The organism is bacterium (assembly GCA_019695335.1).
Taxonomy (GTDB): domain Bacteria; phylum CLD3; class CLD3; order SB21; family SB21; genus JABWBZ01.
The window spans coordinates 16,501-29,679 of the sequence record JAIBAF010000045.1 but is presented as its reverse complement, the minus strand read 5'-3'; the positions used below and the strand labels follow the sequence as shown (position 1 = coordinate 29,679).

Annotated in this window: 13 protein-coding genes; 11 read left to right on the top strand and 2 right to left on the bottom strand. The window is 43.4% G+C overall.

Annotated elements, in window-relative coordinates:
- Positions 1-859, bottom strand: an 859-nt coding sequence (locus K1X84_11750) for a biopolymer transporter Tol (protein MBX7152310.1), incomplete at its 3' end; no start/stop codon positions are given.
- Positions 860-1,269: 410 nt separating this feature from the next.
- Here K1X84_11750 and ndk point away from each other — a divergent pair.
- From ndk to murA, 4 genes are all read left to right on the top strand, one after another.
- Positions 1,270-1,695 (top strand): nucleoside-diphosphate kinase, encoded by a 426-nt coding sequence (gene ndk, locus K1X84_11745; protein MBX7152309.1) that lies wholly within the window; start codon positions 1,270-1,272, stop codon positions 1,693-1,695.
- A 4-nt stretch (positions 1,696-1,699) separates the two neighbouring features.
- Positions 1,700-2,968, top strand: coding sequence for a competence/damage-inducible protein A (locus tag K1X84_11740; GenBank protein MBX7152308.1), 1,269 nt, complete (start codon positions 1,700-1,702; stop codon positions 2,966-2,968).
- Between the two features lie 29 nt (positions 2,969-2,997).
- On the top strand, positions 2,998-3,267 hold the full coding sequence (locus K1X84_11735) for a EutN/CcmL family microcompartment protein (protein MBX7152307.1): 270 nt from the start codon (positions 2,998-3,000) through the stop codon (positions 3,265-3,267).
- Positions 3,268-3,366: 99 nt separating this feature from the next.
- Complete coding sequence (murA, locus tag K1X84_11730) at positions 3,367-4,647, top strand: UDP-N-acetylglucosamine 1-carboxyvinyltransferase (GenBank protein MBX7152306.1); 1,281 nt, start codon at positions 3,367-3,369, stop codon at positions 4,645-4,647.
- Positions 4,648-4,761: 114 nt separating this feature from the next.
- Here murA and K1X84_11725 read toward each other — a convergent pair whose 3' ends face one another.
- On the bottom strand, positions 4,762-6,147 hold the full coding sequence (locus K1X84_11725) for a PorT family protein (GenBank protein ID MBX7152305.1): 1,386 nt from the start codon (positions 6,145-6,147) through the stop codon (positions 4,762-4,764).
- 296 nt (positions 6,148-6,443) lie between these two features.
- Between K1X84_11725 and mraZ the strand changes: the two genes are divergently transcribed.
- From mraZ to mraY, 7 genes are all read left to right on the top strand, one after another.
- Entirely contained in the window at positions 6,444-6,881 is a 438-nt protein-coding gene (gene mraZ / locus K1X84_11720; GenBank protein ID MBX7152304.1) for a division/cell wall cluster transcriptional repressor MraZ, read from the top strand.
- A 65-nt stretch (positions 6,882-6,946) separates the two neighbouring features.
- On the top strand, positions 6,947-7,876 hold the full coding sequence (gene rsmH, locus K1X84_11715) for a 16S rRNA (cytosine(1402)-N(4))-methyltransferase RsmH (protein ID MBX7152303.1): 930 nt from the start codon (positions 6,947-6,949) through the stop codon (positions 7,874-7,876).
- On the top strand, positions 7,873-8,379 hold the full coding sequence (gene ftsL, locus K1X84_11710; protein MBX7152302.1) for a cell division protein FtsL: 507 nt from the start codon (positions 7,873-7,875) through the stop codon (positions 8,377-8,379). Before rsmH ends, ftsL begins: the two co-directional genes overlap by 4 nt.
- Positions 8,379-10,529 (top strand): transpeptidase family protein, encoded by a 2,151-nt coding sequence (locus K1X84_11705; protein MBX7152301.1) that lies wholly within the window; start codon positions 8,379-8,381, stop codon positions 10,527-10,529. Before ftsL ends, K1X84_11705 begins: the two co-directional genes overlap by 1 nt.
- A gap of 12 nt (positions 10,530-10,541) precedes the next feature.
- Positions 10,542-10,724 carry a hypothetical protein gene (locus tag K1X84_11700; protein MBX7152300.1) on the top strand — a complete coding sequence of 61 codons (183 nt, stop codon included), beginning with the start codon at positions 10,542-10,544 and terminating at the stop codon, positions 10,722-10,724.
- The gene (locus K1X84_11695; GenBank protein ID MBX7152299.1) at positions 10,721-12,070 is read left to right on the top strand and encodes a UDP-N-acetylmuramoyl-tripeptide--D-alanyl-D-alanine ligase; all 1,350 of its coding nucleotides are present in this window, start codon (positions 10,721-10,723) and stop codon (positions 12,068-12,070) included. Before K1X84_11700 ends, K1X84_11695 begins: the two co-directional genes overlap by 4 nt.
- Positions 12,071-12,072: 2 nt before the next feature.
- A complete protein-coding gene (gene mraY / locus K1X84_11690; protein MBX7152298.1) occupies positions 12,073-13,179 on the top strand; it encodes a phospho-N-acetylmuramoyl-pentapeptide-transferase in 1,107 nt (368 codons plus the stop codon).

Here is a 13,179-nt window from a genome sequence, read left to right as displayed (position 1 = left end):
TATTGGCAATATCGGGATAATAGATTTTGCGCTGATACATCGCCCATTTTTCGGAGAACTCATCGATCTTCATGCCGAAGGTGGATTCAAATGATCCGGGAGCCGTTCCGGCGGCACGCAATTTCGTCACAAATTCCGCAACTTTTTCTTTCCCGTATTTTTCTTCCATAAATTTAAAAATTGACGGGCCAACCATGTACGATGCAAAGCCGCCCATCTGTTCGACCGATGGAAGATATCCTTCGGTCACGGCGTCACGGATGAACATATCCGATTGTGCATAGAATTGTTCCTTCCGCGAACCATATTCCGCAAAGCCTTCTGCGAACCAATGCGGAATCTGCACACGAATACGTCCTGTAAGATACGCCTGAAACGAGCCGCCGTACATGTAATCATTCATCACGCCGTGTACGAGTTCGTGCTCGATTACGTGCCGGAAATCTTCATACGATCCTTCATAGGGAAGGGTAATACGGTTCTTGAAAATCTCTGTTACGCCACCAATACCTTCTGAATTGTATTCATCGACAACATTGGTCTGCTGAAAATGATTATGCGAATTGTAAATAATAAACGGGACACGGTTCTGCAATTCGTAATGTTTGAAATCGGCCAAAATGGACGGCAATGCTTTTTCGGCTATGTCAGCTACGAATTTGGCTACGCGTTCGCCGCCTTGATAAAAATATATATCAAAATGTTCCGACTGAATAAATCGCCAGTTAAAGTCCTGATACTGCACTTTGTTTTGGCCGAAAAATTTTTGTTCTTCCTGTGCCGATAACTGCGTAGCTGCTAACGCAACTGCAGCCAGCAAAAAAACTTTCAGGAATTGTTTAAAACACACGGTTACCATGCAATCCTCCTTTTAGAGGTTTTTATATGTAATTTTATAAAATAATCGGTGTATAAATCCAGAATGGCCGGAAACCATCAATAATCAAGTCCTAAGAACAAGGACGACAAGTTAAAAAAAGACGCTTTAGAATGCAATAAATATAGTTTAATTCGGAGTTAAATTCCCTTAATGATAAGAATCTGCGAATTCGGCTTTAATTTCTTTAAACTCCGAAGGAACAGTATAGAAATCAATGCCCTATTCATGTAACCCATGACTTAGACGTAAATTAGCTAAAAAAGTTAAGGGCTCTGGTCAAAAAAAGATTGATCGAAAAGCAAGAACCTTCTATATTGCAGGCGCTTTGCAATTATACAACCAACTATGGCTTTTAGAATTTTATTACTATTTAAGGAGCTCGAGATTACATGGGAAATCGTACACTAGCTATTCTGAAACCGGATTGCGTTCGTAAAAATCTTCAAGGTAAAGTTATTGCCAAAATTCAGGACGCCGGCTTTAAAATCATTGGCATGAAACAAATTCGTCTGACCAAAACGCAAGCGGAAGGATTTTATGCCGTACATAAAGAACGGTCTTTTTTCAAAGAGCTGACGGAATTTATGTGTTCCGGCCCGTGTGTTCCGGTCGTACTTGAAAAAGCCAATGCCGTGGCCGAATTCCGCAAAACTATCGGCGCAACGGATCCAAAAGAAGCAGAACCCGGTACGGTTCGCCGTGAATTTGCAGACAGCAAAGGTGAAAATATTATTCACGGTTCTGATTCCGACGATAATGCTGCTCTGGAAATTGCGTTTTTCTTCCATCAAAGCGAACTGATCGCTAATCTATAATTTCATGAACGCCGAAATTATCATCATCGGTGATGAGATTCTTCTAGGGCTTGTCACCGATACGAATTCCGCATTTATCGCCCGTACTTTTGCGCCGTTGGGAATCGCGATTCGGCGTATTACCAAAGTCGGAGATAAAATCGAAGATATTATCCGCGCCCTACAACAGGTCTCTCCCGAAACCGATATCGTCATTACCGGCGGAGGTCTCGGCCCGACACATGACGACAAAACCCGTGACGCCGTTGCAGCCTTCCTCGGAACATCTTTGCAAACCAATCCGGCTGCTTTGGACGAAATTAAATCCGCATACGCGCGCGCGAAAAGAACTATGACCGAGTCTAATGCCGTGCAGGCGTTGATTCCGATCGGCGCGGATTATTTATCGAATCAACTTGGAACCGCTCCGGGAATTAAATTTCATAAAAATCAGACGACGTTTTTTAGTTTGCAAGGCGTACCAAAAGAATTGGAGTGGATGGTCAAACATCATGTCGTTCCATTTGTCAGCGACAAAGCCGGTAAAGAAATTATCGCTTACCGAACGCTCCGAACAACAGGAATTCCGGAATCGGCTCTGTATGAACATGTAAAAGACCTTGTTAATAATTTTAAAAATCAACTTGATATAGCGTTCTTACCCAAACTCGCCGTCGGCGTTGATGTACGTTTGACTACATCGGCACGAATGTTACCGGCAATGGCACAAACTTTAATCGAAACCGCTCAGGCAAAATTTATTATAAAAATTCATGAAAAATATCCGGCGGCTGTTTATGCTTTCGACGACGATACGATGGAAAACGCTGTTGCACAGTTACTTTTCAAAACCAAGTTAACCATCGCTACGGCCGAATCATGCACCGGTGGACTTATCGCACACCGTTTGACCAATGTCTCAGGAAGTTCCGCTTATTTTATGCAAGGCATCACTACTTACAGTAACGAGTCAAAAATACAAAGGCTCAATGTTCCTGAAGAATTGATCCGCCAACATGGTGCGGTCAGTGAAGAAGTTGCCAGAGCAATGGCCGAGGGTATCCGCAAACTCGCTGGCACGGACATTGGCGTTTCAACGACGGGTATCGCCGGGCCTAGCGGCGCAACTTCTGAAAAGCCGGTCGGTTTGATTTACATTGGATTGGCTACAAGCCAAGGAACGCATGTGATCAAACCATTGATCTTGCCATTTCCGACCGATCGCGTAACATTTAAAGAACGATCATCACAGATGGCATTGAATGAAATCAGAAAATTTTTACTAACGATTTAAATAGAGTTAATTTTTAGAATCCAAAATCAATGACAATTTGTAAAGTTACAGGCTCAGTCGTATCGACTCACAAAAATGAGCACTTGACCGATCACAAAATCATGATCGTACAACCGATTGATCTTGATCAAAAGCCAATCGGCAGCGATATGCTGGCGCTGGATGAAGTTAGCGCAGGCGTCGGCGATCTGGTATTGGTCATGAAAGAAGGCGGCTCGGCGCGAATTGTTTTTGATAATAAAAAACTGCCGGTCCAGGCTGTGATCGTCGGCGTGATCGATGATTATCATGTGAAGTGATTACACCCATCATTACTTCACTAAAATTTTGTGAAAATTCTCTCCTTTAATTAAAAATTAATAACTTTCCTTGCGCTCTCTGTGAGCTCTGGTGTGAATATGAAAAAATTTATTGTTGAAGGCGGACATCGGTTAAAAGGAACATTTATTCCAGCAGGTAATAAAAACGAAGCGCTTCCGGTTATCGCGGCGACGTTGCTGACGGACGAACCCGTCATTCTCAAGAACATGCCGGAAGTCAGTGACGCGATGAAGATGCTGGAAATTGCAACAGCGATCGGCGCCGACGTGACGCGTTTGGGTCCGAATGAATGGAAAGTTCAGGCAAAAAACATCAAAGTACACGAACCCGATTATCATCTTGCTTCGGAAATTCGCGGATCGTTTTTATTTGCCGGTTCCATGCTCGGGCGTCACGGACGGGTAAGCCTACCTTCACCCGGGGGCGATAAAATCGGCAGGCGCCGGTTAGACACACACATTATCGCTCTTCAGGCCCTCGGAGCTGCTATGGATCTTGGACGCAAATTTTATAAAATGGAAGCAGTCCAATTAAATGGGAAAGATATTTTTCTCGATGAAGCGAGCGTTATGGCCACTGAAAACGCTGTTATGGCTGCCGTATTGGCTAACGGTGAAACCATTTTGAATAATGCCGCAGGCGAGCCGCACGTGCAGGGACTTTGCCGCATGCTCAACGCCATGGGCGCCGATATCTCCGGCATCGGCAGTAATATCCTCCGCATCCGCGGCGTCAAAAAATTACACGGCTGTGAACATACGATCACCAATGATCACATCGAGATTGGCAGCATTATCGGACTTGCCGCCGCAACAAAAAGCGAAATCCTTATCAAAAACACCAACCCAAAAGACATGCGGATGATTTTGCTTGTAATGAATCGTTTGGGCATTAATGTCGAAATCCGTGGCAATGATTTATTTGTTTCCGGCGAGCAGTCGCTGGAAATTGCTTCCGACATGGATGGCGCAGTGCCGAAGATCGACGATGCGCCGTGGCCGGGCTTCCCAGCCGATCTGACAAGTATCATCGTAGTTTCCGCCACGCAATGCAAAGGAATGGTTTTGGTGTTTGAAAAAATGTTTGAAAGCCGGTTATTTTTTGTCGATAAATTGATCACGATGGGCGCACGTATTGTTTTGTGTGATCCGCATCGCGCGATCATTCACGGCCCAACGCCGCTGCACGGCGAACTTATCACCAGCCCGGACATTCGCGCAGGCATGGCGCTACTCATTGCATCGCTTTGTGCTGAAGGTACGTCCACGATCCAAAACGTCCAGCAACTAGACCGCGGTTATCAAAACATTGATGTAAGGTTGAATGCATTGGGAGCGAGAATTGAGAGGGAAGAATAAGTGATCTTTATTTACTATCCGCATTATTTTCAATTTCAAATTTCTTTAACAATTCCTTTCCAAAAGTAGATACAGCTGCGTTTGCGGCTCTTTTGACTTGGTTTTTTTCAATCTTTAAAAAGCAACTCTAACAGCAATTTCATAAGTCTTTCGTTGAATATTTAATGGATATGTACCGGTCCCCGATTCTGGTAGTGACATTTCAAATCCAACAAACAGCCCTTCTGCTAAACCTAGCCCAATTCCTAAATGACCAAAAAATTCCGTTTGTTTAAGTTTTACAAATCGATTAGTTAGGTCATATGAAATAGCATATTTTACTTTATTATCGTTCAAAAGGAAACCAACTCCCACGCCCACATTCACAAGACAATCTCCCAACAAACGTTTCTTGATTAAAAGTATATCTTGTAAATATTCAAGACGTTTATTCCACCAATTTCTAACCTCAAAATTTCTTTGTTGGATTCGCAATTCATTATGTATATAAATGAAATTTTCAACCGGGATCGCTACATATGCACCCACATGAAAACCAAATTTACCATCTGTATCATATGTTATTCCACTGACTTTAAATTTACCAGTTTGAAAAGAATTTGCACCAACGGTTACGCCTTTGTGCCAATGCAATTTTTCCTTTTTTTGATTTCTAATTTTCTTTTCTTCAATTAATCGAATCGTTTCTTGCTCTTGTTCTAATCTTTCTTTTTTCCATTTCTCTTTTTCTTCTTTTTCTTTTTGCGCTTTTTTCAAAGCCCTTTGCGCCAATTCCTGCTTTTTGATTTCCTTTGCAATTTCTTTCGGATTAACCCGCACGTGATTTTCTTCATTCATTTTTACAATAACTTTTTTTGAAACGATTTTGCCTTTGATTTTAACTCCTACTTCATATTCACCGATAATCAAGCTATTAAATGTTGCCGGAACTTTTTTATCTGTTTGATGACCGTTGATAAAAATGACAGCATCCTGAATTTCATCTGATTCAACATGGAGATTACCAAACACAAAACATTCCGGGGGACAATCGTTGCTATTCGGTGGAAAATAAACGCTTTTTTCTGCTGTCACACCAAAAGGTTGTGAAAGTTTTAAGTGATAGATTCCTGGGATAATCCTGTCGATAACAAGGTCGTTACCCTCGCCTTTTAATTGACCATTGAGAAAAAGTTTGGTGTTTTCAGCATTACATACGATCGTCACCGATACTGGGCTGAATTCAATAAAAAAATAATTGGAATCAGCACTTTTCACAACAATCGTTTGCTCTGCAATGTATTCTGTATGGCGTTGAAAGTCTACCCAACGAAGTGTGACTTTGTGTTGACCAATCTTGATGCCGGAAATCACTGATGGAGATTTAAAGCCGGTTTCTTTGTCATCGATCCAAATCGATGCGTCTGAATAATTCGACGATATTGAAATCGTTGCAATAGAATCCATTTGTGCATGTACATCCGACGCGATCAATAACAGTAGCAAAAAAATTGCTTTCATATTAAACACCAAAAACTACGGATGGAGGTTTTCTTCATTTCCCTGTCAAAAATAAGCATTGAAATGTTTTGGATCAAGCGAAACTTATGAAAGCCTTTTACGGCATCTCCATACCATTTGGCAAACTCCTTCCTAATCTCCCTAACTCAAAAAATACAATAAATTAATCCTTTTTTTGCTTGACTTTAAGAGTAAAATCCTTGAACTTGATACCAAAGTGGGTTAAAGTGGGTTAAATAACCTAAACTTTATTAAAACAAGTGTTGGGATACAGAAACAAAAAATTTCTGATGTAAATGGCATCTTTCAAAGGAACATACCTTCACACGCTGGATCCGAAAAATCGGTTTAATATTCCGGCAAAAATGCGGAGCTGTTTTACGCCCGACGACAAAGAAACGGTCATTCTAACGCGTGGGTATGAACGATGCATCTACATTTATTCGTTTACCGAATGGCAACGGCTGGAAGACAATTTGCGCACGTTGTCGATCATGGATGGCGATGCACGAAAACTGATCCGTATGATATCCGGTAACGCGCATGAATCCGAGCTTGACAAACAAGGCCGCGTGATTGTACCGCAGCCGCTTCTGTCTTTCTCGAATATCGAAAAAGACATTGTCGTAATCGGTATGCTCAACTGGATTGAAGTGTGGAATCCGAAAATGTACGACGAGACCCACAACGGATTTGATCTCGAAAAAACGGCCGCACAGATGGTAAAATTCTGACGCCCTCAACGGACGCCATTAAAATATTCGAACATGGCTTTGGTTCACGACCGGCCATCATGTCTATGAACGATACGTTCTATCATCTTCCTGTTCTTTTAAAAGATTGTATAGCAGCGCTGAATCTGAAAGCCGGCGGCATTTACGTGGACGGTACACTCGGCGGCGGCGGTCACACGGAAGCAATCCTCAAAAAGGAAGCCAATTGCCGTGTACTGGCGCTCGATGCCGACCTTGACGCCATCCGATATGCAAGCGAACGATTAAAACCATTTGGTGAACGCGTAACGATCCGTCAATCCAACTTTCGTCAGCTTCGTCAAGTGACGGAAGAATTAAAAATTGCGGCTATCGACGGACTGCTTCTCGACCTCGGCGTTTCGTCCTTTCAACTCGACGCTTCGGCCAAAGGATTCAGTTATCGTCTCGATACACCTTTGAATATGCAGATGAATGACTACGAAAATTTTAGCGCTTACGATGTGATCAACGGTTATAATGAAAAAAAACTGGCCGATATTTTTTTTCATTATGGCGAAGAAAAAAATTCGCGCCGTATCGCCCGCAAAATAACCGAAATGCGCCAAACCAAACCAATTTCAACAACAGGTGAATTAGTCACGATCATCGGCGCAACGATTCCTGAACGATTTGCTAAAAAAACCTTATCACGCATTTTTCAAGCTATACGGATCGAAGTGAACAACGAACTCGAAAATTTGAAAACGATTTTAACCGACGCAGCGGCAATGATGAATTCCGGTGGACGTATTGCCGTGATTGCTTACCACTCTCTTGAAGACCGCATTGTCAAAGATTTTTTTAAAACCGAGGCGTCGAACCTCATCATAGATGAAAACTATCCGGAATTATCCAAGGAAAAAACAGCGGCACTGAAAATTATTACTAAAAAGCCAATCGTTCCGACAGACGATGAAATGACCGCCAACCCGCGTGCACGGAGCGCCAAATTACGCATAGCAGAAAAAATATGAGCATTCAATCCTATCAAACGGTCACCGGTATGGATTTCGCCGGTAAGAAAAAAAAGATTTTTGAGGACACGACGTCGTCAAGTATCAATCCGCACCGTTACGATAAATATACCAAACGGCCGGAAACACGCGAACCGGAAGAAACCGAATTCAAGAAACCACAACCGACGCCTCAGCCCGTTGAGAAAAAAAGCCGGTTGACGCCAAAGCGTCTGTTTATTCTTTTTGTCGTTCTCGCAGGTTTGATGATCGTGTGGGTTTGGGAAGCTACTTACGTGCGTCAAAATTTAGCTGAAATTGAAAAACTCAAAGATCAGGCTCTTGAAATTGAAAAGACCAATGAAGCGATCAAATCCGATATTGCTTTGCTGACTACCTATCAGCGAATTGAAAAAATTGCACGAGAACAACTTCGATTGATTCCGCCCAAAGAAAAACCGGGCGTTATTTTGATTGATTCACGGCAAGCTGAAATGATTGAAGAAGAGAAAATTAAACAATAATGGCTGAACTACCCAACACAATTCCGGTTGATCCCGATGTTCAAAGCAAACTCAATCGTTTGCGGCTATTGGTACTTTTTTTCCTGGTGTGGTCTATTGTACTGGTTCTCCGGTTGCTGTTTGTTCAGGTTATCGATAATGATCAATATCAACTGATGGCCAAGCGGCAATACGAACGCAACGTTACCATCGAGGCGGAACGCGGAACGATTTACGACCGCAATATGAATAAGCTGGCTGTCAACTTGATTAATTATTCCTTTGCCGCCGATCCGAGTTATATGGCTGAAAAAGACAAAGATCGTGTTGCAGAAAATTTTGCCCGGGTATTTCAAAAACCGGTTGCGGACTACAGAAAATTACTGGCCAAAAAAACGGCTTTTGTATGGTTAGAGCGCCGCGTTTCAGAACCGGTTGCCCGCAAGATTGATGATTCCATCAAAGGTTTAATCAAGCTGCAATCGCTACGCCGGCATTATCCATACGGCAAAGCGGCTTCTCAAATTCTCGGTTTTACTAATATCGACAACGAAGGCGCTTCCGGATTGGAATTATCCATGCACGACGAAATCGGCGGAGAAAACGGTTGGGCAATTTTGCAGGCGGACGCCTTGGGACGTTTGCTTCCTAGCCCGGATTATCCCCATCAAGATCCGGTTAACGGTAACGGCGTCGTATTGACATTGGATATTAATTATCAGGTTATCGCTCAGCAAGAGATTGAACGCGCCATTGACGACTATGACGCCGATGACGGGATGGTTGTAATTTTATCCCCACTGACGGGAGAGGTTTTGGCGATGGCGAATGCGCCTGGATTCGATCCTAATCAGCCGGAAAAATACGATCCGTCCGTTTATCGTAATCGCATCATCACGGATTTATACGAACCCGGTTCGACGTTTAAAGCGTTCTCAGCTGTCAGCGCCGTTGAAGAAAAAGTTGTTACGCCCGACGATCGGATTTTTTGCGAAAACGGGGCGTGGAAATATCAGGGCCACATTATTCACGATTCGAAACCGCACGGTACGATGACCTTTACACAAGTGGTCGAAAAATCCAGTAATATCGGTATTATCAAAACGACCGACAAACTCGGTGGTGATCGTTTATATCAATACGTTCGCGCATTCGGGTTCGGCAATGAAACCGGGATCGACATCGAAGGCGAAGTCAAGGGACAACTAAAGCATCCGACACAATGGTCGGGACTGACGCAACCGATGATTTCTATTGGTCAGGAAATCGGCGTCACAGCGCTGCAACTGGCCAATGCTTATTGCGCCATCGCCAACGGCGGAACGTTATATAAGCCTTTTATGATTCGTTCAATTATCCATACGGATGGCACACGTTCAGAAGACAAAGAAGCGCAGGTGATTCGTACTGTTGCGTCCAAAGAAACGATGAATAAAGTCAGTGAAATGCTTAAAGAAGTAGTCGTATCCGGAACCGGCAAGCGCGCTCAAATTCGCGGTATACAAATCGCAGGTAAAACCGGAACGGCTCAGAAAGTGGAAGGTAACGGTAAAGGTTATTCCAAAGATCATTTTACAGCTTCCTTTGTCGGATTTTTCCCTGTGCAGAATCCTCAGCTTGTATTTTTGGTTATTGTCAATAATCCCCGCAAAAGCATTTGGGGTGAGGCTTCAGCGGCAGTAACGGCACGATCGATCATCGAAAAAATTATCAATTCGTCCGACGATGTTGCCAAAAAAATCAATCGTGTGATGGCCGAAATCGACGCGGATTCCAACAAAACCAGCGTTTACGCCAACACACCTGATTTAAAATATTTATCGGTCGAGACGGCTAAAACCATTTTAGACAAGACCGATTTTCATTATCGCATTACAGGCGAAGGCGATATGGTCGCCGATCAAAAATGGACTTTAGATGGCGAAACAGCGGTTCTGCAACTTTTTACAACGAATCAATTGATCGATCCGGATATCAACAGCGGCGGTTCGTCGCTCCCGCGTTTACCCGATGTACGGGGATTGAGTACACGTATGGCGGTGAACAAACTTTTTGCCGCCGGTTTCAACGTAAAAATCAAAGGCAGCGGATATGTGCTGGCACAATATCCCAAACCGGGCATTCCGGCTAAGCCGGGCGATGTATGCGTCATTCAATGTCAACCTTTATAATTCGGAGGGAATATGCATTATCTAAGCAAAGAAATTTCCGGGCGCCTTGGTTTCACGCATTTCGATCCGGAATCCCTTGCGGCACGATCAAAAGACGTTGATGGAACGCCTAAACAAGCCGGCAGCGACATTAGCCAGGAATTGAAAATTTTAAAACATAAAACGCCATCGCCTTATCATTATCAAAACGAATGACGACTTTTACTTTAAAAGATTTTCAGAAAATCGGCCGCGTAGAAAATTTTACGATGGATGCGCACGGCCTATCGACTGACAGCCGTAGCGTGCAAACCGGCCAGGCGTTTTTTGCTATTAAAGGTGAACTATTTGACGGACACGATTTTGTCAAAACGGCGTTTGAGAAACAAGCGGCTATTTGTATAGTAGCGGAATCGTGGTTTGCGCAATATGCAAAAAATTTTCTTGGAAAATCGTTCGTTGTTACATCGGATCCTCTCAAAGCATTGCAGAATCTGGCAAGAAATCATCGCTTGAAATTCGATGCATCGGTTATTGCCGTCACCGGTTCAAATGGCAAAACCACTTGCAAAGAAATGATTCAGACTGTTGTTTCGCCTTCGTACAAAACATTGGCAACCGAAGGCAATTTAAATAATGAAATCGGTGTTCCGTTGACCCTATTAAGAATGAATGAATCGACACAAATTGCTGTCATTGAAATGGGCGCGGATAAAAAAGGCGATATTGCATTGCTGTGCGACATAGCAAAACCGGACAGCGGTGTCATTACGAATATCGGTAAAGCGCATGTCGGACATTTTGGTAATATTGAGACTGTCGCTGCTACAAAATCTGAATTATTTGACGCCTTGACCGATGACGGTGTGCGCTATGTAAACGTCGATGATCCCCGCCTCCGTCCGCATGCCGACAGAAAAAAGGGATTGGTCACATTCGGAATTGAGCACGACGCCGATTATCGCGGTAGCATTGTGTCGATGGATGCAAAAGCACGCGTCCGGTTAAAAATTACAACACCTGAAAAACACGAGCTGGCCATGCAGTTGCAAGCTCCGGGACAGCATCAGGCCTACAACGCATTAATCGCTTGCGCCGTGGGATGTTCCATCGATCTCGACGTTCATGACATCACTGCTGCTATCGAATCCTACCAGCCGATGTCGAACCGGATGGGGCTACGTGAACGAAACGGATATATGGTGATCGATGATACGTACAACGCCAGCCCGGAATCCATGCGTGCTGCTATCGTTTCACTGACAGCCATGTCATCTGCCGGAAAAAAAATTGCCGTCTTATCCGATATGCTGGAACTCGGGAATACCAGCGCCGATGAACATTATCAATTAGGCGAATTCTTAAAAACACAGCGTATCGATTATGTATTTCTCACCGGAAAGGAATCGATTAAGACTAAAGAGGGTCATTCAGCATCTCAATATTTTATCACAAAAAAAGAATTGATCGTTGCGCTTAAAAAGACAATAAAAGCCGGTGATGTGATTTTAGTTAAAGGTTCGCGTGGAATGAAAATGGAAGAAATTATCGAGGCTTTATAATCATGTTTTATTATTTGTACGAAATATTCGCCGACTACCATATTTCCGGATCGAATTTATTTCGTTATATCACGTTTCGTTCGGCAATGGCCGCCGTTACCGCGCTAGCCATCAGCTTATTCGTCGGACCCTATATTATTGCGAAACTCAAAACCATGCAAATCGGAGAAGAAATCCGCACCGACGGGCCTCAATCACATTTATCCAAAGCAGGCACACCGACGATGGGCGGATTGATTATACTCGCTTCTGTTTTGATTCCGACTTTACTATGGGCCGATCTGTCTAATACATATATACTACTTATTATGGCTGCAACGTTGTGGATGGGCGTCGTTGGTTTTATAGACGATTATCTAAAAGCCGTCAAAAAAATTAAAAAAGGATTGATCGCTCGCTACAAAACGATCGGACAAATCGCTCTCGGACTGCTCATCGGATCGGTATTGTATTTTTCGCCGGAATTTGACGCTTTTGATACTATTACAACGATCCCGTTTGTGAAAGATCTGAATTTGGATTTCGGTTACCTATACATTCCGTTTGTGATTTTTGTCATTACGGCGATGTCCAATGCAGTGAATCTGACCGACGGTCTCGACGGATTGGCCATCGGTGTAGTCTCGATTGCCGTAGCAGCGTTTGCACTCATGTGTTATGTCACCGGGAATGTGAATTACAGCGATTACCTGAACATATTATATATTCCGCAAAGCAGCGAATTGACAATTTTCTGTACGGCCATGTTGGGTGCGGGTTTGGGTTTCCTCTGGTACAATGCTTATCCGGCGCAAGTTTTTATGGGAGACACCGGCGCACTGGCAATGGGTGCAAGTCTGGGAACTCTTGCGATTTTAATTAAAAAAGAATTGTTGCTGCCCATAGTCGGCGGTGTTTTTGTTGCTGAAAATCTCTCGGTGATTTTACAAGTGATGTATTTCAAATATTCGAAAAAAAAATACGGCGAAGGCCGGAGAATTTTCCTGATGGCGCCGGTGCATCATCATTATGAACTCAAGGGCTGGCACGAAACCAAGGTAGTTACACGATTTTGGATCATGGCCATTTTATGCGCCTTATTGACCCTGACGACATTCAAGGTTCGTTAA